The sequence below is a fragment of the Halopseudomonas phragmitis genome (genome assembly GCF_002056295.1).
GTDB classification, from domain to species: Bacteria; Pseudomonadota; Gammaproteobacteria; order Pseudomonadales; family Pseudomonadaceae; genus Halopseudomonas; species Halopseudomonas phragmitis.
On record NZ_CP020100.1, the window covers coordinates 1,041,784 to 1,064,878 of the forward strand.

A 23,095-nucleotide genomic window follows, 5' to 3' on the forward strand; every position below is an offset into this window, starting at 1 on the left:
GGAAACTGAGACATAGAATCAGGGTCGCAGTTTCACTGATCACAGCCGGCTTGACCAGTACGACTTAGCCCTTGTCGATCAACTGCAGCACGTCATCAATGCGAGCCTGCAACACGGCTGAATCGCTGCAGCGCAGGGTTGCATGGCCAACCTTGCGGCCGGCCTTGAAGGCCTTGCCGTAGTGGTGCAGGTGGCAGTCGGCGAGAGCGGTGACTTGCTCGACCGGCGGCACGCTGCCGATGAAGTTGATCATCGCGCTTTCACCGACCTTGGCAGTCGAGCCCAGCGGCAGGCCGGCGATGGCGCGCAGGTGATTCTCGAACTGGCTGCACTCGGCGCCTTCAATGGTCCAGTGTCCGGAGTTGTGGACCCGGGGCGCGATTTCATTGGCTTTCAGACCGCCGTCGACTTCGAAAAACTCGAAGGCCAGCACGCCGACATAATTGAGCTTGTCCAGCACCCGGCTGGCATAGTCTTCGGCCAGGCTTTGCAGCGGGTGGTTGGTGCTGGCCACCGACAGCCGCAGGATGCCCTGTTCGTGACTGTTGTGGACCAGCGGGTAGCAGCAGGTCTGGCCATCGCGGCCACGTACGGCGATCAGTGACACCTCGCCGGTGAAAGGTACGAAGCCTTCAAGAATGCAGGGGACGCTGCCCAGCTCGGCAAAGGCGCCGTCAACGTCCTCGGGGTGACGCAGGACTTTCTGGCCCTTGCCGTCATAGCCCAGGGTGCGGGTCTTGAGTACGGCTGGCAGGCCAATGCGTTTGACCGCGGCATCCAGATTGTCCTGCGACTGGATATCGGCGAACTCGGGGGTCGGTACCCCCAGATCCTGGAACATCGACTTTTCAAACCAGCGATCACGGGCGATGCGCAGGGCTTCGGCGCTGGGATAAACCGGTACGAACTGGGACAGAAAGGCGACGGTTTCGGCTGGTACGCTTTCGAACTCGAAGGTCACCAGATCGACTTCATCGGCCAGTTGGCGCAGATGGTCACGATCACCGTAGTCGGCCCGAATATGCTCACCCAGGGCCTGGGCGCAGGCATCCGGCGCAGGGTCGAGAAAGGCGAATTGCTGGCCCAGCGGGGTGCCAGCCAGGGCCAGCATGCGTCCGAGTTGTCCACCACCAATAACGCCGATCTTCATGGTTCTTTCCTCAGGCCTGACGCGGGTCGGGATTGTCCAGCACGGTTTCGGTCTGGCGGGCGCGGAACTGCTTCAGCGCCTGGTGAAATTGCGGGTGCTTGGCGCCGAGGATACTGGCTGACAGCAGCGCGGCGTTGATCGCCCCGGCCTTGCCGATCGCCAGGGTAGCCACCGGTACGCCGGCTGGCATCTGCACGATCGACAGCAGCGAGTCGACCCCGGACAGCATCGACGACTGCACCGGTACGCCGAGTACCGGCAGATGGGTCTTGGCCGCACACATGCCAGGCAGATGCGCGGCGCCGCCAGCACCGGCGATGATCACCTCGATGCCGCGCTCTTCGGCCTGTTCGGCGTACTGGAACAGCAGATCCGGAGTGCGGTGGGCCGAGACTACTTTGACCTCGTAGGGGATGCCCAGTTGTTCCAGCATGTCGGCCGTATGGCTCAGGGTCGACCAGTCGGATTTGGAGCCCATGATCACGCCAACCAGTGCGGTCATCGTTCGCTGCCTCGCTCAAAGGCCCGCCAGGCGGCGGACGGAAATGAAAAGCCGGACATTATACGCGAACAATGATACTAAACCACATAAGCCGGTGGTCAGAACTTCTCCGCCCTCAGCACCTCGACCTGGCTCAGCCAGCAAACCATGGCGAAGTTATCGTAGTAGCGCTCTTGCAGGTGGCGGGCGATGTGCTCGGCCAGCTCGCGGTTGCAAATCACTTCCAGGCGAATATTGCCATCGGTGTCCCAGTCGGCGCTGCGGATGCCGCGGGTGCCGCTGCCGCGGGCGTCGGACAACGTCCAGCCGGGAGCGCCGAGCTGTTCCAGATCCCTGATCAGGCGATTTTCCAGGGCCGCTTCACAGATCAGGGTTAGCAGGGTACGGGTTGGCAGTTCCATGTCGAACTCCTCAGGCGGCCAGCCATTCGGCCAGCGACAGATACAGGGGGATGCCCACCAGTATATTGAATGGGAAGGTGATACCCAGCGAAGCGGTCAGTGACAGCGCCGGGTTGGCTTCCGGCAGAGCCAGACGCATGGCCGCCGGTACCGCGATATAGGAGCCGCTGGCGCCGAGAGTGGCGAGCACGGTCATGCCGCCAACCGACAGTCCCATGGCGTGGCCGAGCAGGGCGCCAAGCAGGGCGCCGAGCAGCGGGAACAGCAAGGCGAAGATGATCAGGCGCACGCCAGTCGTGCGCAGGCTGCCCAGATGGCGTGAAGCGATCAGGCCCATTTCCAGCAGGAAGAACGCCAATACCGGTTTGAACATGCTGGTATACAGTGGCTCCAGTGGCTTGATGCCTTCCTTGCCAGCCAGCAGGCCGATCACCAGGCCGCCGAGCAGCAGCATGATGCTCTTGCCTAGAAAGACTTCATGGCCGAGGGCTTTCCAGTCAGTATCGCGGCTGACGCCTTTGGCCAGCAGGATACCGACGATGATCGCCGGCACTTCCAGCACCGCGACGAACAGCGGCATGTAGCTTTCAAAGACGATCTCGCGGGCCAGCAAGTAGGCGATTACCACCGCGAAGGTCCCGGCGCTGACTGAGCCATAGTGGGCGGCGATACTGGCGGCATCGGTACGGCCGAAACGCAGTGCGCGCAGCAGTGGGAAAGCCAGTAAAGGCAGCACTATACCGAAGGCCAGTACCGCCAGGGTCTGGCCGAGCAGCGCCGGACTGGCTTGAGCGGCCAGCTCGACCCCGCCGTGCAGACCGATGGCCAGCAGCAGGATGATTGACAGGGTTTCGTATAGTGCCGGTGGCAGTTTCAGTTCGCTCTTCACCAGTCCGGCTACCAGGCCGAAGACGAAGAACAGGACAACGGGATCCCAACCCATGGGGTAACTCCTGTTAGGGCTGCAAGGCTAAGGTCTGCAAGGTCAGTGTAGTCATGCTTCAGCGCTGCTGCGGATACCGGGCCCGGGGCGTGGCCATGGGCAGCGATTCATCGTCCAGCGGGCGGAACTCGCCGCGCTCGGCATCGTAGGCGCGGATACGACAGGTCTCGATATCGTAAACCCAGCCATGGATGAACAACTCGCCGCTGGCCAGTCGGGCGGCGACCGAGGGGTGGGTGCTCAGGTGATTGAGCTGGGCCACCACATTTTCCTCAGTCAGCAGTTCAAGCATCGAGTCGGCCGAACAGCAGGCGCAGTTTTGCTGAACCACCTCTTTGGCGACCTCGGCGTGACGCAGCCAGGCTTTTACCGTGGGCATGCGCTCCAGCTCGGCAGGGTTGAGCACGGCCTTCATCGCGCCGCAGTCAGAATGGCCGCAGACGATGATGTGATGTACTCCCAGGGCCATGACCGCGAACTCGATGGCGGTCGAGACCCCACCCATCATCTGCCCGTAGGCCGGGACCACGTTGCCGACGTTGCGGGTGACGAACAGATCGCCGGGAGCGCTTTGGGTGATCAGTTCCGGCACTACCCGCGAGTCGGCGCAGGTGATGAACATGACCTTGGGTGCCTGCTCGTGGGCCAGTTTGTGGAACAGTTCCCGCTGCTCTGGGTACACCTGATCGTGAAAGTACTTGTGGCCGTCGACGATCTTGCGCAGTGACAGTGCTGCCGGTTCTGGCAGATCCTCAAGTTTGTCCATTCAGCCTCCCGTCTGCTGTGCCCGTGCGTCGGCTTATTCGATCTCGATCAGAATCTCGCCCGGATTGACCCGGTCACCCTTGGCCACGTGTACGGCCTTGACTGTTCCGGCAATCGCTGCCTGGATCTCGCTTTCCATCTTCATCGCCTCGCTGACCAGTACTGCCTGGCCGGCTTTGACCGTGTCGCCGACCGCGACCAGTACCTCAACGACGTTGCCGGGCATGCTGGTGGTCACATGGCCGGGCTGGCTGGCTGGCTTGCGCTGGTTGCCGGAGCTGCCGGTGAAGGAGTTGAGTGGCTCGAACACCGCCTCTTCGGGCATGCCGTCCAGGCTCAGATAGAAGTGCCGCTTGCCATCGCCCTTGACGCTGACCCCGGTGATGTCGACCCGGTAGCTTTCACCATGCACATCAATGATGAATTCGGTCGGCACCCCTTCCTGGGCCACCGGCTTGCCCGCCGCGCCGGGTGGCGGCAACAGGGCTTCGGGCTTGAGGCTGCCGGCTGCGCGCTCTTCGAGGAACTTGCGCCCGATGTCGGGGAACATGGCGTAGGTCAGCACGTCCTCCTCGCTCTGGGCCAGGCTGCCGACGTCACTGCGCAGCTTGTCCATTTCCGGCTTGAGCAGGTCGGCCGGGCGCACATCGATCACCTCCTCGTTGCCGATGGCACTGCGCCGCAAGGTTTCGTTGATCGGCCCTGGGGCCTGGCCGTAGCGGCCCTGCAGGTAGAGTTTGACCTCATTGGTGATGGTCTTGTAGCGCTCTTCGGCCAGGACATTGAATACCGCCTGGGTGCCGACAATCTGTGAGGTCGGTGTCACCAGCGGGGGGTAGCCGAGGTCGGCGCGCACTCGGGGGATTTCCTCGAACACCTCCTGAATACGGTTGAGCGCCCCCTGTTCCTTGAGCTGGTTGGCCAGGTTGGACATCATCCCGCCCGGCACCTGATTGACTTGCACTCGGGTGTCGACCCCGGTGAATTCGCTCTCGAACTGGTGGTACTTCTTGCGCACTTCATGGAAGTACATGCTGATTTCCTGGATCAGCTCCAGATCCAGGCCGGTGTCGTAGGGGGTGCCCTTGAGCGCGGCGACCATGGATTCGGTGCCGGCGTGGCTGGTGCCCCAGGCCATGGCGCCGATCGCAGTATCGATATGATCAGCGCCGGCCTCGATAGCCTTGAGCTGGCACATGCTGGCCAGACCGGCGGTGTCGTGCGAATGGACGAACACCGGCAGGGTCAGTTCGGCCTTGAGTGCGCTGACCAGTTCGGCGGTGGCGTAGGGGGTGAGCAGGCCAGCCATGTCCTTGATCGCGATCGACTCCACACCCATCGCCGCCATGGCCTTGGCCTGCTCGACGAAGGCCTTGACCGTGTGCACCGGGCTGGTGGTGTAAGCGATTGTGCCCTGGGCGTGCTTGCCTGCAGTCTTGACCGCCTCAATCGCGGTTTTCAGGTTGCGTACATCGTTCATCGCATCGAAGATGCGGAACACGTCGATACCGTTTTCGGCGGCCTTGGCGACGAACGCGCGTACTACGTCGTCACTGTAATGCCGATAGCCAAGCAGGTTTTGACCACGCAGCAGCATCTGCAGGCGGGTGTTGGGCAGTGCTTCGCGCAATTGGCGCAGGCGCTCCCAGGGGTCTTCCTTGAGGAAGCGGATGCAGGCGTCGAAGGTTGCGCCGCCCCAGACTTCCAGTGACCAGTAACCGACCTGATCCAGTTTCGGGCAGATCGGCAGCATGTCTTCGGTGCGCAGCCGGGTGGCCAGCAGCGACTGGTGGGCGTCGCGCAGGATGGTGTCGGTGACGGTGATGCGTTTGGTCATGGCTCTCATCTCCAGGTAACGCGGAAGCTTGAAGCTGAACGCTGCAGGCACGATCCGCATGAGCGGCCTGCAGCGTCAGTTTCCAGCTTCAAGCTGTTCATAGTCCGGCGTGGGCGGCGATCGCGGTGGCAATCGCCAGCGCCAGCTCTTCCGGTTTGCGTTTGATCGAATACTGGGTCAGTTCCGGATGGTTCTCGACGAAACTGGTGTTGAACACCCCGCTGCGAAACTCCGGATTGCGCAGAATTTCCTGATAGTAGGCGGTGGTGGTCTTGACCCCTTGCAGACGCATGTCGTCCAGCGCACGCAGGCCGCGGTCCAGGGCTTCGTCCCAGCTCAGGGCCCAAACGATCAGCTTCAGACACATCGAATCGTAGTGGGGTGGAATGGTGTAGCCGGTATAAATCGCGGTATCGACCCGGACCCCGGGGCCGCCCGGGGCGTAATAGCGGGTGATCTTGCCGAAGCTGGGCAGGAAGTTGTTCTTCGGGTCCTCGGCGTTGATCCGGAACTGGATGGCGTAACCCAGGTGCTGGATATCGCTCTGCTTGATCGATAGCGGCAGGCCGGAGGCGATGCGGATCTGTTCGCGAACGATATCGATACCGGTGATTTGCTCGGTAATGGTGTGCTCGACCTGGACCCGGGTATTCATTTCCATGAAGTACACCTCGCCATCGGCGAGCAGGAACTCCACAGTGCCGGCGTTCTCATAGCCGACCGCCTGGGCCGCGCGTACCGCCAGATCGCCAATATAGGCGCGCTGCTCGGGAGTCAGTTGCGGGCTGGGGGCGATCTCGATCAGTTTCTGGTTGCGCCGCTGGATCGAGCAGTCACGTTCGAACAGGTGCACGGTATTGCCGTGGCTGTCGGCCAGAATCTGCGCTTCAATGTGCTTGGGATTGACGATGCACTTTTCCAGAAATACGTCGGCAGAGCCAAACGCCTTGGTTGCTTCGGAAATCACCCGTGGCCAGGCCTGTTCCAGTTCGTCGCGCGAGTTGCAGCGACGGATGCCCCGGCCACCGCCGCCGGAGGTGGCCTTGAGCATGACTGGATAGCCGATGCGCTCGGCTTCGCTCAAAGCTTCGCCGAGGTTGGCCAGATTGCCTTCGGTACCGGGGGTGACCGGTACTCCGGCGGCGATCATGCTGCGCCGGGCTTCGGTCTTGTCACCCATGCGGCTGATGACCTCAGCGCTTGGGCCAATGAACTTGATCCCGCGTTCGGCGCAGATCTTTGCCAGTTCAGCGTTTTCCGACAGGAAGCCATAGCCCGGGTGCAGAGCATCACAGCCGGTTTCAACGGCCAGATTGACCAGTTGCCGGGGGTTCAGGTAACCGGCCAACGGGTCGCTGCCGATGTTGTAGGACTCATCGGCCCGTTTGACGTGCAGGGCATAACGGTCGGCGTCGGAGTACACCGCGACCGAGCGAATGCCCATCTCCGCGCAGGCGCGGACAATGCGTACGGCAATTTCGCCCCGGTTGGCGATCAGGATTTTCTTGATCACGGCCGTTTCCTCGTGGTGGTGATCGGGTACAACCAAGCTACGCCTGGCGACCCATCAAGTGAAATGAATAATTATTGGATCAGATATAAGCTATTGCTTATGAATACTCATTTCATTCATCTCTAAAGGTTAGACCATCATGCGCAAGTCCTTGCTCCGCATGACCCTGCGGCAGTTGCAGGTGTTCCAGGCGGTGTGCTCCAGTCAGTCCTACAGCCGGGCGGCCGAGGACATGGCGCTGACCCAGCCTGCGGTCAGCCAGCAGATCCGTCAGTTGGAAGAGCAGGTCGGCGCACCACTGTTTGAATATGTTGGCAAAAAGCTTTATCTGACCGAGGCGGCCGTTAGCCTGCTGGCGGCCAGCGAGGATATCTTCAATCGTCTGGATAGCCTCGACATGCAGTTGTCGAGCCTGCAGGGCAGCCTGCGCGGTGAGCTGCGGCTGGCGGTGGTCAGCAGTATCCAGTACCTGACACCGCATCTGCTGGCGGCCTTTCGCCAACGTTATCCGGAGGTGGTTTTTCGTCTGGAGGTGACCCGCCGATCGCAGGTGATCCAGCGCTTGCAGGACAATCGCGATGATGTGGTGCTGATGGCGCTGGTGCCGGAAGACCGGGCGCTGGAGTTCTTTCCGTTTCTGAACAACCCGATCATCGCCGTGGCCCATCCCGGCCATCCACTGGCCGGGCAGGCGGAGTTGGCGTTGACGGCACTGGAACAGCAGGTGGTGCTCGAGCGTGAGCAGGGCTCAGGGACGCGCAAGGCGGTCGATGAATTTTTCCAGCAGAAACGAGTGCATCTGCAGCAATTAATGCAGATGGGTTCGGGCGAAAGCATGGTACACGGCGCACTGGCCGGCCTGGGAGTGGCGCTGGTCAGTGAGCACGCGGCGGCGCCTTACCTGCGCAGTGGCGAACTGGTCCGGCTGGACTTCAGCGAGTTGCCGCTGTACCGCAGCTGGTGCGCGGTGCATGCCCGCGGCAAGCGGCTGAGCCCGGTGGCTGAGGCCTTCCTGGCATTCCTGCGCGAAGAGCGGGTCCAGGTGCGGACCCTGGCCGAGCGCTTTGTTGCTGGCTGAGTAGCGTCTTAGACGTTCAGCCAGCGCTCGCGCTGCCTGCTCATCAGCTCCGGATAGTCGCAGACCTGGGCGTGCAGAGCCTGGCTGTCGCGGTAGTCCTCGATTGCACGACGATAGGCCATGCGCTTTTTGTCTTCTTCGCGCCGGCGCTCCCTGCGCAGGTTGCTGGTACTGGTGTCACTACGGTAATCAGGATCAAAAGCCATGCTGGCATCCTCCCGGGGTGGCTGTCGGGCAGTACCCGAACACTGTGCCGCAAGGCGATGACGGACTGATGACAGTGGGCCTGGTATGCTCAATTCAATTCGTGGAGAGCCCTGATGATCGAACTCGACGCCGGCCTGGCCCAGGATATTGTTGATCGGGCCATGGCCATCCTGCCTTACAACATCAACGTGATGGATACGCGCGGGCTGATTATTGGCAGCGGAGATCGCCAGCGTCTGCATACCCGTCACGAGGGCGCCCAACTGGTTCTCAGCAACCAGCGGGTGGTAGAGCTCGATGCCCAGGCTGCCGCCTGCCTGCAGGGCGTGCGGCCGGGCGTCAACCTGCCGTTGTTCAACGCCGGGCAACTGGTGGGCGTGCTCGGGATCACCGGTGATCCCGAGGAAGTTCGACCGTTCGCCGAGCTGGTGCGCATGACGGCGGAAATGCTGGTGGAACAGCGTGCCTTGCAGGCCGAGCGGCAGTGGCAAGAGCAGCAATTGCAGCGCTGGCTGTCTGAACTGCTGGACAGCGATTACCCGCTACCGGCGCTTGCCAGTGAACTGGAGCGCCTGGAGTTGACCTTGCACTGGCCGTTGCAGGCCGCGCTGATCTGTCTGGATGAGCGTGCCGACGCTGCCCATCAGTTGCGCGAGCGGACCGGGCCACTGCTGTTGCCGCTGGGTCGCCGTCAGTTGCTGTGGTTGCGTCCGCCCCAGGAGCCTGCGGCCGATCAGGCCTGGCTGGCGCAGGCCGAGCGGCGCGCCTGGCCAGTAACCCGGCTATTGGTCGCCGAGCCGGTCGAACAACTGGCCGAATTGCGCGAAGCCTGTCAGGCGCTCGGTACTCTGCGCGACTATGCTGACGTGGCACAGGCTGCGCGGCTGCTGTATCTGGCCGACCAACAGGTGCTGGTATTGCTTTATGCCCAGCGTCGCAGTTGGTTGGTTCAGCGTCTGCTGGCGCCGGTGCGGGCGCTGCGCCAGGCCGATGGCCAGGGCGTGCTGGAAGCGACCCTGCGTGACTGGCTTGAATGCGGTGCCCAGAGCCAACTGTGTGCCCAACGTCTGGGGATTCATCGCAACACCCTGCGCTATCGGCTGGAGCGCATCAGCCGGGTGACCGGGCTGGAGCTGTTCCAGGCCGAGCCACGGCAGCGGCTGAGCCTGGCGCTGGCCTTGTTGCAGGGGGTGGATCACGACTGAATTGTGCGCGCGCACAAATTTCCCCCCGATATGACCCATGAATACCGTGCCTGTGTCCGAGGATTTTGTGCCGATGCTAGGCGACAATGAGCGGCTGGCCGAGGGCGCTTCGCATACACCGCCGTTGCTGTGAGTGTGCGATGGCCCTGGCTTATCGACGGACAAGACAATAAGAAAGGAGGCCACCCATGGGCCTGGTTCTGATTCTGGTCGTACTGATCGCGTTCATTGTTCTGGCGACGACTCGCCTCAAGCTGCACCCTTTCCTCGCCCTGCTCGGCGCCGCGCTGCTGGCCGGTTTTGCCTATCAGGTGCCGGCGGTGGATATCGTCAAGCACATCACCAGCGGTTTTGGCGGCATTCTCGGTTACATCGGTATCGTCATTGCCCTGGGCACCATCATCGGGGTGATCCTTGAGCGCAGCGGCGCGGCGATCACCATGGCTGAAACCGTGATCCGCCTGCTGGGTGAGCGCTTTCCAACCCTGACCATGTCGATCATCGGCTATCTGGTCTCGGTGCCGGTGTTCTGCGACTCCGGCTATGTGATTCTCAACTCGCTGAAGAATGCCCTGGCCGCGCGCATGAAAATCTCGGTGATCGCCATGAGCGTCGCGCTGGCCACTGGGCTGTACGCCACCCACACCTTTGTTCCGCCGACCCCGGGGCCGATTGCGGCCGCCGGCAATCTGGGCCTGGAGTCCAGCCTCGGGCTGGTGATTCTGGTTGGTCTGCTGGTGTCCTTCATTACCGCTCTGGCCGGGATGTGGTGGGCCAACCGCTTTATTGGCAAGGACATTGCGCTGGAAGACGACGGTGCGCCACTGCTGGCCAGCGAGGATTACGAACAGATGCGCGCCCGCTACGGCACCCTGCCCAGCGCCACCCAGGCCTTTGCACCGATCTTCGTGCCGATTGCCCTGATCTGTCTGGGGACTATCGCCGGTCTGCCGGGCAAGCCCTTTGGCGAAGGCTGGCTGTTCACCGTGCTGAGTTTCCTCGGCCAGCCGGTCATGGCGCTCGCAGTGGGCCTGGGGCTGGCCTGTAGCTTATTGAAAGCGGACAACAAGCGTCAGGAGTTCCATGACCGGGTGGTTGAAGGCATTCAGTCTGCCGCGCCGATCCTGCTGATCACCGGCGCGGGTGGCGCCTTTGGTGCGGTCCTGCGGGCCACGCCGCTGGGTGACTATTTGGGAGAAACCCTGTCGACCCTGGGGATTGGCCTGTTCATGCCGTTCCTGGTGGCGGCCGCGCTGAAGTCGGCTCAGGGCTCGACCACGGTGGCGCTGGTCACCACCTCGGCGCTGGTGGCGCCGCTGCTTGGCCAGCTCGGGCTGGACAGCGATATGGGGCGGGTTCTGACAGTGATGGCCATTGGTGCAGGCTCGATGACCGTGTCGCACGCCAATGACAGCTTCTTCTGGGTGGTTACTCAGTTCAGCCGCATGAATGTGGCCACCGCCTACAAGGCCCAGACCATGGCCACGCTGGTCCAGGGGCTGGCTGGTATCCTTACTGTCTGGCTGTTGAGTCTGGTACTGCTGTAATGAACATGAAACTGGTTATCGCCCCCGATTCATTCAAGGAAAGCCTCAGCGCCCCACAGGTGGCCAAGGCCATTGCTGCCGGCTGGCGCGAGGTTTATCCCCAGGCCGACATTCGCCTGTGTCCGATGGCCGACGGTGGCGAAGGCACGGTTGATGCGCTGCTGGCCGCCAGCGGTGGCGAACGCCGCAGTGTGACTGTTCAGGGACCGCTGGGTGAGCCGGTAGAGGCTCATTGGGGCTGGCTGGGCGATGGTCGGGCCGTGATCGAAATGGCTGCCGCCAGTGGTTTGCACTGGGTGCCGCTGGCGCGTCGCGATGCTACCCGCACCAGCAGTTTTGGCACCGGTGAACTAATAGGCGCAGCGCTGGATGCCGGGGCGACGCGGATTATCCTGGGGCTGGGTGGCAGTGCCACCAATGATGCCGGGGCCGGCCTGCTCCAGGCTCTGGGCGCACGGCTGCTGGATGCCGCCGGCCGATCACTGGCGCCGGGTGGTGCGGCGCTGGCCAACGTGCAGCGGATTGATCTGAGTGGCCTGGATCCGCGTCTGGCCACTGCGCGCATCGAAGTGGCTGCCGATGTCGATAATCCCCTGTGCGGACCGCGCGGGGCTTCGCAGGTGTTCGGCCCGCAAAAAGGTGCGATTGCCGCTCAGGTCGAGCTGCTTGACCGGGCGCTGGGGCATTTTGCCGACGTCATGGCCCAGACTCTGGGCCGTGATGAGCGCGATGTACCGGGGGTAGGCGCGGCAGGTGGCTTGGGGTTTGCCGCACGGGCGGTTCTGGCAGCCAGCTTCCGCCCGGGGGTTGAACTGGTTGCCGAGTTGTCCGGTCTGGCCGAAGCGGTGCAGGGCGCCGATCTGGTGATCACCGGCGAAGGCCGGCTCGATGGCCAGACCCTGCACGGCAAGACCCCGGCCGGGGTGGCCAGGATCGCGCGTGCTGCCGGGGTTCCGGTGATCGCCCTGGCCGGCAGTCTCGGTGAAGGTTATCAGCGCCTGTACGAGATTGGCATCGATGCCGCCTTCAGCCTGACTCCGGGGCCCATGGCGCTGGAGAACGCGCTGGACGCTGCGGCGCAGCAACTTCAGGCCCGGAGTGTGGATATTGCCCGGCTGTGGCGGTTGGCCAGGCGCTGACGCTCAGCGCTCGCGCTGATGCTTTTCCCTGAGCTCCTGCCGCTCCTTGGCTTCAATGCACAGGGTGGCGGTGGGGCGCAGTAGCAAGCGCTGCAGGCCAATGGGTTCACCGGTTTCCTCGCACCAGCCGTACTCACCCCGAGCCAGGCGCTCAAGCGCTTGGTCAATCTTGTCCAGCAGCTTCTTTTCCCGCTCCAGCATGCGCAACTGCCACTGGCGCTGTTCTTCGCTACTGCCGATATCGGCCGGATCACTTTCCGGCTGGTATTCGCGCAGGTCGCGGAATTCGTTGTCGATCCTTTCCTGCAGCTCATATTTTTGGCTTAGCAGCAATTCCCGGAAGAAGCTTTGCTGGGCTTCATTCATGTAGTTCTGCGCGGGCTCGCGCAGCAGTGTTTCGGCGGTAAGGGGGGTGTTTTTCATGGTTGCTCAGCTCTCCGGCACATAGATCATGCGGCCGTCATCTAGACGGTAGGTTACCCCCGCGCGGGCGCCCTGGCCCTGGCCGACTTCGCCGCTGGATTCATAGCGGGTCAGTTCCTGGCCATCCTTGATGGTAATGCGCATGTCGCTTTCACCCGGGTTTTCGATAACGACTACGCGGTCCTGGGTGAAAGGGTTCAGGGGGTTCTGGGCGATCACTATCAGCAGAATGCCGATAATGACCAGAAAAAGGTCTATCAGGTTGACGACCGACAGCATAGGGTCGTTGTCTTCATCGTCGAGAAAGCGCATCAGAGCCTGCCCCCGTCCTGGCGCTGGCGTTCGATCTGGCGCAGATCCTCAAGCAGCCAGCGACGTTTCACGGTGAGGATGAAGAAGCAGATGCTGGCCGCCAGCAACGCCAGGATCACGGCTGAGAAGGCAGCGACCATGTTGCGACCGACAGCTCCGGCATCGTTGTTGCCCAGAGCCAGCAGAGCCGGTCCCATCGGGATCATGGTGGCGATCAAACCAAGCATGGGGGCGGTACGCGACACGATACGCAGCCATTCCAGGCGCTGCATGATCCACAGCTCAAGATCGTCACTGGCCAGCCAGGTGCCGTTGCCTTTCCGGGCATGAACAAACAGTGCATGGCCATGCGTGCCTTGGCGTCGTTGCCAGGCCTCCACGGCAAAAGCACCCAGCACCACCAGGGCATAGGCCAGAGCCAGAGCGATCAGCAGCATTACCGGGGCCAGAAACAGGCGGGATACGGCGTATAGCAGCGTTTCAATTTCAGTAAATACGGTCATGGGGCTCTCGGTTTTCCCGTGTAGTCATGGGGTGGGTTGAGTGGTTTGGCGCAGCTGCCGGAGAGCGCCGCCGCTGATCAGCAACAGCATCAGTGCCAGAACCCAGAGCTGGCGGCTGAGGTCTTCGGCTGCTGGTGGTTCGACGGGCTCCAGCATCTGTCCCTCAACCTGCTGCAAGGGCTGCTCGCTGGCTGTTGCGGCGGCTGCATTGCTGGTCTCGGCTGGGGCCGAGTTGGCAAGGTCTGGGGCTGTACCGTCCAGGCCGAAACCCTGGGCCATGTCGGCAATGAACTGGCGGGTCAGCGGGCTGCCGCTATCCACGGCAAACTCCTGTTGCAACTGCTGCCAGCGCTCGGCCAGTTGCTGACGGGTCTGTGCTGATGCATCCCAGTAGCCCTTGCGCATGGCTTCGGCCATGCGTTCGAGTATCTGTGCCTGGGCGGTGGGGTTGTGTTGCTCGAACCACTGGCCTGTACCCAGCTCGCGGGTATCGCTGACATAGGTATCGAACAGCGCCTGCCATTGATCATCACGCACGCTTGAGGTATCCACGGCTTGCCAGCCAAACAGGTTGTTGGTGGCGTTGAGTACCTCCAGCGTCCCGGCATAGCCTTCCTGCTGCATGGCGCCAATCCAGTGTGGATTGAGGTAGCGGACGCGCAACTCGTCGGCGAGAAAACGAGCCAGGGCAGTGGTTTTGACCTCATTGCTACGCAGGTCGGAAATCAGCAACTGCGGAGCCTTGCCGTCGAGGTGGCGGATGGCGGCGGACAATCCACCAAGAAACTCGAACGGGTGATCGGTCGACAGTACGCCGTGCAGGTTGGATGAGCGCGACATGATGGCGACCTGGGTGCCGCGCAACTGCTCGGCCAGCAGGTTAGCCTGTGGCGGGTTGTCACCCCAGCCTTGACTGCCGTAGGCGTGCCGGCTGCTGGCAAGAAACTGCTGGGCCAATTCGGCTTCGTCATCCCATTCTGTTGAGCGCAGTGCGAGCTCAGGCACGCCGGTGCCGTATTCACCCGGTGCGTTACTGAAGATCCGATAGCCTGCAGCGGCGGCCGCCTGCTCAGCACTCATGCCGTGATCCTGCAAGCTGGCGGCGATTCGGCGGTTGTTGTCGGCGATGGGGTTGCCGGGTTCATCCAGTTCGGCCAGGCGTTGCAGGGCATCGTCCAGCAGGCGCATGAAGCTGTCGAACTGGTCACGATAGACCCCGGTAACCTGCACCACCACATCGCTGCGCGGGCGGCCCAGCTCGGCGGCCGGAATGATCTCCAGCGTGCTTACCCGCCCGCCTGCGTCCCAGACCGGCCGCAGGCCCAGGGTGTGGAGTATCTGGGCCTCGGTAACGCCCAGATGGCGGATGGCTTCTGACGACCACAGACTGAAAGCCAGCTTTTCTGGCCATTCACCGCCATGTTCAGCCCGAAATGCCTGCAGCAGTTGCTCATGGGCGTGGGCCGCGCTTTGGTAGGCGGCCCGTGCCGGTATCTTGTCCGCCTCGAAGGCGTACAGGTTGCGCCCGCTGGGCACATCCGGGTTGCGGATCGGATCGCCGCCGGGGCCTGGAGCGACGAAGCGTCCGGCCAGGCCGGCCAACAGGGCCTCATTTTCCTGGGTATCGCGCAGGTGCCGGTCCAGTTCCCGGGCCCGTTCAGCATGGGCCGCTAGCGCAGCGGGCAAGTGCTGGGTCTGCTCGCTGTCGAGCATCTGGCGCACGGCACGGTAGGCCGGGCTGTCCGGCAACTCGGAGTGATCACTGACAAACAGCTCCTCGCTGTCGGTATCCAGGGTCGCATAGAAGGGCTCACCAAGCTGCTGCATGATGGTGCTGATGCGCTGCGCTTGTTCAGCCGGCTGACCAAAGGTGTGCAGGCCCAGTGGCATGGCTATACGGGCCAGTTCGTGCAGATGGTCGTGCAGTTGTTGGAAAAACGTGTCGAAATCGCTGGCGCTTTGCTGTTCGCTCCAGCCCAGATCCTTGTGCAGGTGGGCGGCAATCGCCGTCGTGCGGATCTGCTCGGAGACCTGATGGCGGACCATGCCGGCGTCCAGTTGCTCATATTCGTGAATCAGATGGTGCAGGTCTCGCAGTTGGTCGTAGAGTCCGGCCGGGGCGAAGGGGGGCGTTTGGTGGCTGATGGTCACCGCGCGGCCACGGCGTTTGGCCTGAATGGCTTCGCCCACGTTGTCCTGAATGTACGGGTAGAAGATCGGCAGGTGGCCAGCGCTCAGCCAGGGGTAGTCATCGGCCGCCAGGCCGCGATCCTTGCCCGGCAGCCACTCTTGGGTGCCATGGGTACCCAGGTGAATCAGGGCATGGCGGTTTTGCAGATAGCGATAGGCCGCCAGGTACAGATGGTCGGGGGCGCTGGCGGTATCGTGATAGTGATCGTGGGGTTCGGCCTGGCGCGGCATTTGCGGCATGATCAGCAGGTTTCCGAGCTGCCAGCGCGGGATGATGAAATAGCGTTCGCCATCAATCTGGTGTACGGCGCGGTGTTGGCTTGCCGCGCCGGCCTGCTGCAGTTCGAGCCGGCGGCGTTGGGGCAAGCTGTCGAGCCAGCGTTGGTACTCGCTCAGCGGGTAAGAAACGGCCAGATCCTCAGCCAGCAGAGTGGTCAGGGCGACGCTGCCATAGAGCGCGCCGAGCATGAGCTGGGCCTTGCTGATCACCTGTTGTTCGGTAACAGGTGGGCCAACCCGATACCCTTCGGCCAATAAGGCCTGCTGGATGGAGACGATACTGCGTGGCAGGTTGAGGTTGGATGCACCCAGGTTTTTCTCGCCAGCCGGGTAGTCCCAGAACATCAGCGCCAGTTGCTTGTCCTGGGCGGCTGTGCGGCGCAAGGCGACCAGTCGTTGCAGTTTGGCAATCAGTGCATCGGCCTGAGCTGGCAACAGATCATCCACCCCCGCTGTGCTGGCCGACAGCACCAGGGGGTCACTAATCCCCCAGCCTTCAGGCCCGGCGAGGAAAACCGCGGTCGTGCCTGGGCTAACGCCACTGCTTGCCTGTGGCCAGTCACGGGCTTCACCGTCGCGAAAGCGCAAAGTCTGGATAACCGGAATGTCCAGTTCCAGGAAGTCCCGGCTGCGGGCCGAGCCATTTTGCATGTGGGTCAGGTTGACCAGTACATCCGGGAATTGGTGGCTGAACACGCCAGGCAAGCCTTGCTCCTGCGAGGCGTCAAACCAGAACACCTGCGGCAGCAGGCCGGCGGCCTCGCTGCGCTCGATCAGTTGGTCTAGCTCGCGGGTCAGCATGTCGCCTACTACGCCCGAATGAATCAGGTAGGCGATGCTGCCGTTGAAATTCTGCGCCCGTGTTGCCTGCCAGGCCAGATAATCCTGCTGGCGGCTGAACAGCTGCGGTGCCTGCGGGTGGTAGAAGCCGGTGGCGGGCAGGCGTTCGGGAGCCGTCAGCAGGGCCGGCGGGATTGGCTCCCCGTGTAGCAGCGCGTGAAGCAACTGGAAGAACCGCTGGAAGTTGCTTTCACCGCCAGCGCCATACAGTCCCGCCAGTGCGCCACCCACCGGGGCCGGCAGCCGCTCCCAGGCCGGCGGACCGCCGCCGACGGTCAGTAGCGGCTGGTCAGTGATCAGTGGCTGCACCGCAGCGCTGACCCGGGCCCGGTCATTTGGCCGTGGTACATCGAGCACCACCAGCTGGCTATGCTCGATGGCCGCCAGCAACGCATCGGCGTCACTGGTTTCGACATTCAGATGCTCAAGCTGCAACTGTTGCGACTGGGCAGTAGGCTGCAAAAGATGGAACTTCTCCGCTGACACGAAGCTGTTGTGCAGGAACAGGACCACCGGGCCGGCGCTCTGGGCCATTGCCAGCCCGGACAGGAGTAGCGCGGCAACAGCGCTGAGACAACGCAGCAGCGGCATCAGAACCTCGCACTCAGACCGACAAAGTAGCGCCTGCCTTCATCGGCGCGGTCGTAACGCTCGGGGTCATCGTTGGCCAGGCGCTTGTCGGTCAGGTTCTCGATCCCGCCATGCAGGCTCAGGTTGTGGTTCAGCTCATAGTCCACATACCAGCTCAGCAGGGTATATCCGGGCCGATCGCGTTCGGTGGCCGAGCGGTACTGCGAGCCGTGGTATTCGCTGCGCAGCCGGGTGGCCAGTTGCGGTTGTACGGCCCAGGCCAGTGTGGCGTTGGCGCGGTGGCGGGAGCGGTCGGCCAGGCGCTGGTCGGCGCTGCGGTCAATAGCGTCCAGGTAGGTGTAGTTGCTGTCCAGTCTCAGGTTCGTCAGCAGATCCACGCCAGCGCTAAGCTCCAGTCCCTGCAGACGCACCTTGGCGATGTTTTCGTACTCCAGGCAGATGCGGCCTGGCTCGAAACAGGTGGGTTGGCGCACGGTCTCGATCAGGTTTTTCACATCGTTGTGGAACAGCATGGCGCTGGTGGTCCAGCGTCCCCGGTCAAGTGTGGCGCCGAGTTCGTAGGACTGGTTGGTTTCCGGCTTCAGGTCCGGGTTGCCGCGGATGATGCCGCGTCCACCGATGGCAGCGCGTGACTCGAATTCCGGCGACAGCTGCTTAAGTGACGGCGCCTTGAAGCCGCGCCCGGCCCCGGCCCTGAAGGTCAGCTCATCGTTGGCATGGAACATCAGGTAGGCCCGTGGGCTGGTTTCCCAGCCAAAGTCCTGGTGGCGGTCGAAGCGACTGCCCAATACCAGCTCCCATTGCCGGCCTAGCCACATTTCGTCCTGGGCGAACAGCGCGTAATGATCCTGAGACTGCTTGCCACGGCGGTTGACCGTAGGGTCTTCCAGGCTTTCACGCCGGGTTTCGGCACCCAGGGTCAGCTTGTGATGGCTGCCGACCATGAAGCCTGTCCGCCCGTCCAGCACGGTGTCGGTAAAGGTGTTGGGGCCGCTGGCATTGCCGCCATCACTGCGGTAAGCCTTGCGCTCCAGAGTGGAACGATACAGCCGCAGTTGGGACTGGCCCCAGTGCCAGTCACCGCTATGCGATAGCGAGTAGCGGCGGCGCTGAACATCGTTCTCGACCTTGTAGAAAGGACTTGCGGTGCTGCTGCGTGCGCCTTTCTGATCTTCATTGCCTGCCTCTAGCGAGGCGTCGATGCGCTGGTTGGCGTCGGGCGTCCAGCTTAGTCCCAGGTGGCCGTTCAGCGCTCGTTGATCATCCAGTGCCGCCAGGGCGCGGTTCTCTGTATCACGCAGGGCCTCCCGGTGCCTGAACTCACCCCAGGCATTCAGTCCCAGCTTGCCTGGCACCAGCGGCCCGCCCAGATAGAACCCAGTCTTGTACTGATTGCCGTCCAGGCTGTGGTCGTTGATCGTTGCATAACTGCTGAACGAACCTTGCCAGTGATCGGTGGCGGAGCGGGTGATCACATTGACGACACCGCCGAGTGCCTCGGAGCCATACAGCGATGACATGGGCCCGCGTACGATTTCGATCCGTTCGATGGCTTCGGTGGGTATCCAGCCCAGCTCGAAATCCGAGTGGGCAATGGCTGATGCGGAGGTATTGATCCGCTGGCCGTCGATCAGCATCAGTGTATGTTCGGAGCTCATGCCGCGAATGGAAATGCCGCGCCGCCCCAGCCCGACGTTCTCCAGATCGACCCCGACGCTGTTGCGCACGGCATCTGCCAGGTCATGGACGGGCTGGTTGCGCAGGGTGGCGCCGCGGATGACGCTCACGCTGGCTGGCGCGTTGCTCTCGTCGCGCACGGAGGCGGTAGCGGTGACAACCGTCGCAGGCAACCGGGTGATATCGTCCACTGCGGCTTGCTGGTGTGATCCGGGCTTTTGCGCCCAGGCACTATTCCCCATCAGTATCAGTGCGATCAGGCAGCCTCTGGCGGCCTCACGTCTCGCGTTCATGGCTTGAATCCTTGCTGGCATTGTTGTGGTCCAACCGGCCGTGACATGGTGCCGCTGGAAGGTTGGCAGTTTTACGGGTATGGCTCGGATCGCCAGGCTCATACGCGCTTGTAGAAGGCGGTCGCAGAATGAGCCCGGGCATTGAGCGGGCTATTGTTGCTCTAATATTGTTATAACATAACAATTAAATGGGTTTCATCCATGAATTGGCCAGCACTGCGATTATTGAGCTGGCAGGTGTGTATGCTGGGGGTTGATAAGGGCGTTCTGGAGCAAGCCTGGATGTGGGGATAGCGGCCATCAGGTAACTGATAGACAATGGCGCGGCCTACTTTTGGATAATCGAGGTCGCTAGATGGAACAGCGCGGCACACTGCAAAGCTGGAATGACGATAAGGGGTTTGGCTTTATCCTGCCGGAGCAGGGCGGTGACCGCCTGTTCGTGCACATATCCGCCATGCGCGGTGATCGCCGGCCCAATCAGGGTGACAAGGTTCTCTATGTGGCCGGGCGTGACCAACAGGGGCGTCTGCGGGCTGAGCATATGCGTGCGGAAGGTTTGGCGCTGGATCGGCCGGCCATTCGTAAAAAGCCGCGAGCGGGTATGACGCCAACCGCTCGGCCGCAGCGCGCAGACTCGCCCAGATACCCGCCGGTAAAGGCGTCACAGGGCATGCGCAATCCCGGTCTGAAGTTGCTGGTCTTTGCCCTGTTGCTGGTCTTGCCGGCGGTTGCCTCAGTACAACTGCTGCTCACCGGCAACGGTTGGGTGCTGATGGCCTATCTGCTGGTCAGTGTGTTCTGTTTTCTATTGTATTGGTCGGATAAGCACAAGGCCAGCAAAGGTCGCTGGCGCACCGCGGAAACGACCTTGCATGCCGCTGAGCTGCTGGGTGGCTGGCCGGGGGCACTGGTGGCCCAGCAGGTGTTTCGGCACAAGACCCGCAAGGTGAGTTACCAGAGCACTTTCTGGCTGATTGTGGCGGCGCACCAGGTCTTTTGGGTTGATTGGTTGGTTCTGGATGGGCGCTATCTTGGGCATCTGCTGGTGCGCGCCCTGGGTTAGTGGCGGCGCGGTAGCCACCAGAGAAAGAACAGCATGCCCAGCAGCTCGACCAGGGACTGGACGACGATCACCAGGGCGGTGAGCTCCCAGCCGGCGGGCAGGGCCAGGGCCAGCGGCAGGACCACAAAGGAGTTGCGGGTGCCGAAGCTGAACGCCAGGGTGCGCTGCTGAGCTATCGGTAACCGCCAGAGTCTGGCCAGGGCCGCAGCCAGTAGCAGGGCCAGAGCCAGATAGGCCAGATAGATCGGGACCACGCTCGGAAGCAGCGGCAGCGCATCGGCCAGGGTCTCGGCCTGGCTGGCGGCAATCAGCGCAATGACCAGTGCCAGCAACGGAATTGGCCACCAGGCCAGTTGTTCACGCAGGTGCTCACGGCCGTTGCGTGCCTCGATCCAGCGCTCGCTCAGGGCTGCCAGCAGCAGCGGTAGCAACACCACCAGCACCGCGGCGGCCAATAGCTGCGGCGCCAGCGTCAGGTAGTCCGGAGTATCGCTCAGCAGCCAGAGGTACAGCGGCAACAGCAAGACCTGCAACAGCAGGTTCAATGGGGTGACGGCGATAGCGCGGGCGGTATCGCCACGGCCCAGTTGGGTGAAACTGATAAACCAGTCAGTGCAGGGCACCAGCAGCACCAACAGTACGCCCAGGCGCAGGGCCGGCTGATCCGGCAGCCACTGGATCAGGCCCCAGACCAGCACTGGTATGACCAGAAAGTTGCCGCACAGCAGCGCGGTGAGAAACCGGCGGTCGCCGAGCGCGGCGCGGGCATGCAGCAGCGGCACCTGCAGGAAGGTGCAGAACAGCAGCGCGATCAGCATTGGCCATATCAGCCGCTCCAGTGCTGCAGCCAGATCGGGCAGGCTGTGCCCGAGACCGAGCCCGGCGCTGATCGCCGCCAGATACAGCCATAGCTGATGGCGCTCCAGTGTCAGTCGGTCCACACCAGGCCTCCTCAGCCGCTTGTACACCCTCTGGAGCTTAAACCAGCACGCCCTGACTGCGCAGGTAGTCGTCGTAGCTGCCGGAGAAGTCGGTCACGCCATTGGCCGACAGCTCGATGATGCGGGTGGCCAGCGAGCTGACGAACTCGCGGTCGTGGCTGACGAAGATCAGCGTGCCGGGGTAGTTCTCCAGCGCCAGGTTGAGCGCCTCGATCGACTCCATGTCGAGGTGGTTGGTTGGCTCGTCCATCAGCATCACGTTGGCCTTTTTCAGGATCAGCTTGCCGAACAGCATGCGGCCTTGCTCGCCCCCGGAGATCACCTTCACCGACTTGCCGATCTCATCGTTGGAGAACAGCATGCGTCCGAGGGTGCCGCGCACCAGTTGCTCGCCACCCTGGGTCCACTGTGCCATCCACTCGAACAGGGTGCAGTCGGCCTTGAAGTCGTCGGCATGATCCTGGGCGAAATAGCCGATATCGGCGCTCTCGGCCCATTTCACCTCGCCATTGATCGGCGCCATCTCACCGACCAGAGTGCGTAGCAGGGTGGTTTTGCCGATCCCGTTGGGGCCGATGATCGCCACTCGTTCGCCCGCCTCGATTTGCAGATTCAGGCCCTTGAACAGCAGCTCGCCGTCAAAGCCCTGGCTGACATTCTCCAGAGTCACTGCCTGGCGGTGCAGTTTCTTGAACTGCTCGAAGCGGATGAACGGGCTGACCCGGCTCGAGGGTTTGACCTCTTCGAGTTGGATCTTGTCGATCTGCTTGGCCCGGCTGGTGGCCTGTTTGGCCTTGGAGGCATTGGCCGAAAAACGGCTGACGAACTGTTGCAGCTCGGCGATCTGAGCCTTCTTCTTGGCGTTATCCGAGAGCAGCCGCTCGCGGGCCTGGGTGGCGGCGGTCATGTATTCGTCGTAGTTGCCGGGGAACAGCCGCAGCTCGCCATAATCCAGGTCAGCCATGTGGGTGCACACGCTGTTGAGGAAGTGGCGGTCGTGGGAAATGATGATCATGGTGCTGTTGCGCGCAGTCAGCACAGTTTCCAGCCAGCGGATGGTGTTGATGTCCAGGTGGTTGGTCGGTTCGTCCAGCAGCAGTACCTCGGGATCGGAAAACAGCGCCTGGGCCAGCAGCACGCGCAGCTTCCAGCCGGGAGCGACTTCGCTCATCGGGCCGTGGTGCTGTTCCAGTGGAATCCCCAGTCCGAGCAGCAGTTCGCCTGCGCGGGATTCGGCGGTGTAGCCGTCAAGTTCAGCGTATTCTGTCTCCAGTTCGGCGACTTTCATCCCGTCTTCTTCGCTCATTTCCGCCAGCGAGTAGATGCGATCGCGTTCAGCATGCACTTTCCACAGTTCCTCATGGCCCATGATCACGGTGTTCAGTACCGTGTGTTCCTCATAGGCGAACTGGTCCTGGCGCAGCTTGCCCAGACGCACATTGGGCTCGAGCATCACCTGCCCGGCCGAGGGCTCCAGCTCGCCACCCAGAATCTTCATGAAGGTCGACTTGCCGCAGCCATTGGCGCCGATAAGGCCGTAACGGTTGCCATTGCCGAATTTGACGGAAACGTTTTCGAACAGCGGCTTGGCGCCGAACTGCATGGTGATGTTGGCGGTGGAGATCACGATGGAAACCTGCGGGTGGAGAATGTAGGACCGGGCAGAACGCGCGGGCCGGGCATTGTAGCGGGC

Annotated in this window: 20 protein-coding genes; 5 read left to right on the forward strand and 15 right to left on the reverse strand. The window is 62.5% G+C overall.

The annotated features are described in order from the left end of the window. Positions 1-64 precede the first annotated feature (64 nt). The 7 genes from BVH74_RS04870 to BVH74_RS04900 all read right to left on the reverse strand — a co-directional run bounded on the left by BVH74_RS04870 (position 65) and on the right by BVH74_RS04900 (position 7,111). Positions 65-1,150 (reverse strand): 5-(carboxyamino)imidazole ribonucleotide synthase, encoded by a 1,086-nt coding sequence (locus tag BVH74_RS04870; RefSeq protein WP_080048982.1) that lies wholly within the window; start codon positions 1,148-1,150, stop codon positions 65-67. A 10-nt stretch (positions 1,151-1,160) separates the two neighbouring features. After that, a complete protein-coding gene (gene purE, locus BVH74_RS04875; RefSeq protein WP_080048983.1) occupies positions 1,161-1,652 on the reverse strand; it encodes a 5-(carboxyamino)imidazole ribonucleotide mutase in 492 nt (163 codons plus the stop codon). Positions 1,653-1,750: 98 nt separating this feature from the next. Further along, complete coding sequence (locus BVH74_RS04880) at positions 1,751-2,053, reverse strand: P-II family nitrogen regulator (protein WP_080048984.1); 303 nt, start codon at positions 2,051-2,053, stop codon at positions 1,751-1,753. 10 nt (positions 2,054-2,063) lie between these two features. Beyond that, entirely contained in the window at positions 2,064-2,996 is a 933-nt protein-coding gene (locus BVH74_RS04885) for a sodium-dependent bicarbonate transport family permease (RefSeq protein WP_080048985.1), read from the reverse strand. 58 nt (positions 2,997-3,054) lie between these two features. Further along, complete coding sequence (locus tag BVH74_RS04890) at positions 3,055-3,762, reverse strand: carbonic anhydrase (protein WP_080048986.1); 708 nt, start codon at positions 3,760-3,762, stop codon at positions 3,055-3,057. A 33-nt stretch (positions 3,763-3,795) separates the two neighbouring features. After that, the gene (oadA, locus tag BVH74_RS04895; RefSeq protein ID WP_080051622.1) at positions 3,796-5,598 is read right to left on the reverse strand and encodes a sodium-extruding oxaloacetate decarboxylase subunit alpha; all 1,803 of its coding nucleotides are present in this window, start codon (positions 5,596-5,598) and stop codon (positions 3,796-3,798) included. A gap of 97 nt (positions 5,599-5,695) precedes the next feature. Further along, the gene (locus tag BVH74_RS04900; protein ID WP_080048987.1) at positions 5,696-7,111 is read right to left on the reverse strand and encodes an acetyl-CoA carboxylase biotin carboxylase subunit; all 1,416 of its coding nucleotides are present in this window, start codon (positions 7,109-7,111) and stop codon (positions 5,696-5,698) included. Between the two features lie 139 nt (positions 7,112-7,250). Here BVH74_RS04900 and BVH74_RS04905 point away from each other — a divergent pair, with 139 nt between their 5' ends. Next, the gene (locus BVH74_RS04905) at positions 7,251-8,189 is read left to right on the forward strand and encodes a LysR family transcriptional regulator (protein WP_080048988.1); all 939 of its coding nucleotides are present in this window, start codon (positions 7,251-7,253) and stop codon (positions 8,187-8,189) included. Positions 8,190-8,197: 8 nt separating this feature from the next. Here the strand turns inward: BVH74_RS04905 and BVH74_RS04910 are convergent, their stop codons facing one another. After that, a complete protein-coding gene (locus BVH74_RS04910; RefSeq protein ID WP_080048989.1) occupies positions 8,198-8,395 on the reverse strand; it encodes a hypothetical protein in 198 nt (65 codons plus the stop codon). Positions 8,396-8,509: 114 nt separating this feature from the next. Here BVH74_RS04910 and BVH74_RS04915 point away from each other — a divergent pair, with 114 nt between their 5' ends. The 3 genes from BVH74_RS04915 (at position 8,510) to BVH74_RS04925 (ending at position 12,287) form a co-directional block, all read left to right on the forward strand. After that, entirely contained in the window at positions 8,510-9,601 is a 1,092-nt protein-coding gene (locus BVH74_RS04915; protein WP_080048990.1) for a sugar diacid recognition domain-containing protein, read from the forward strand. A 188-nt stretch (positions 9,602-9,789) separates the two neighbouring features. Continuing rightward, on the forward strand, positions 9,790-11,148 hold the full coding sequence (locus tag BVH74_RS04920) for a GntP family permease (RefSeq protein WP_080048991.1): 1,359 nt from the start codon (positions 9,790-9,792) through the stop codon (positions 11,146-11,148). Positions 11,149-11,153: 5 nt separating this feature from the next. Continuing rightward, positions 11,154-12,287, forward strand: coding sequence for a glycerate kinase (locus tag BVH74_RS04925; protein WP_080051623.1), 1,134 nt, complete (start codon positions 11,154-11,156; stop codon positions 12,285-12,287). Positions 12,288-12,290: 3 nt separating this feature from the next. Here the strand turns inward: BVH74_RS04925 and dksA are convergent, their stop codons facing one another. The 5 genes from dksA to BVH74_RS04950 are packed head-to-tail and all read right to left on the reverse strand — an operon-like array spanning position 12,291 to position 19,395. After that, positions 12,291-12,710 (reverse strand): RNA polymerase-binding protein DksA, encoded by a 420-nt coding sequence (dksA, locus tag BVH74_RS04930; protein WP_080048992.1) that lies wholly within the window; start codon positions 12,708-12,710, stop codon positions 12,291-12,293. Between the two features lie 6 nt (positions 12,711-12,716). After that, a complete protein-coding gene (locus tag BVH74_RS04935; RefSeq protein ID WP_080048993.1) occupies positions 12,717-13,022 on the reverse strand; it encodes a DUF2149 domain-containing protein in 306 nt (101 codons plus the stop codon). After that, positions 13,022-13,525: a MotA/TolQ/ExbB proton channel family protein gene (locus BVH74_RS04940; protein WP_080048994.1), complete on the reverse strand. Its 504-nt coding sequence runs from the start codon at positions 13,523-13,525 to the stop codon at positions 13,022-13,024. The genes BVH74_RS04935 and BVH74_RS04940 overlap by 1 nt, the downstream gene beginning before the upstream one ends. A 24-nt stretch (positions 13,526-13,549) precedes the next feature. Further along, the gene (gene cobN, locus BVH74_RS04945; protein ID WP_080048995.1) at positions 13,550-17,425 is read right to left on the reverse strand and encodes a cobaltochelatase subunit CobN; all 3,876 of its coding nucleotides are present in this window, start codon (positions 17,423-17,425) and stop codon (positions 13,550-13,552) included. Continuing rightward, positions 17,425-19,395, reverse strand: coding sequence for a TonB-dependent receptor domain-containing protein (locus BVH74_RS04950; protein ID WP_231705568.1), 1,971 nt, complete (start codon positions 19,393-19,395; stop codon positions 17,425-17,427). The genes cobN and BVH74_RS04950 overlap by 1 nt, the downstream gene beginning before the upstream one ends. 355 nt (positions 19,396-19,750) lie before the next feature. On the opposite strand from BVH74_RS04950, the gene BVH74_RS04955 reads away from it, so the two are divergent. Beyond that, positions 19,751-20,461, forward strand: a complete 711-nt coding sequence (locus BVH74_RS04955; protein ID WP_080048997.1) for a DUF1294 domain-containing protein — start codon at positions 19,751-19,753, stop codon at positions 20,459-20,461. On the opposite strand, the gene BVH74_RS04960 is transcribed toward BVH74_RS04955, so the two are convergent. Together BVH74_RS04960 and BVH74_RS04965 are read right to left on the reverse strand one after the other, a co-directional pair. Beyond that, on the reverse strand, positions 20,458-21,402 hold the full coding sequence (locus tag BVH74_RS04960) for an arsenic resistance protein (RefSeq protein ID WP_080048998.1): 945 nt from the start codon (positions 21,400-21,402) through the stop codon (positions 20,458-20,460). The two genes, BVH74_RS04955 and BVH74_RS04960, sit on opposite strands and share 4 nt — an antisense overlap. A 37-nt stretch (positions 21,403-21,439) precedes the next feature. Beyond that, complete coding sequence (locus tag BVH74_RS04965) at positions 21,440-23,029, reverse strand: ABC-F family ATPase (protein ID WP_080048999.1); 1,590 nt, start codon at positions 23,027-23,029, stop codon at positions 21,440-21,442. Positions 23,030-23,095: the final 66 nt, after the last annotated feature.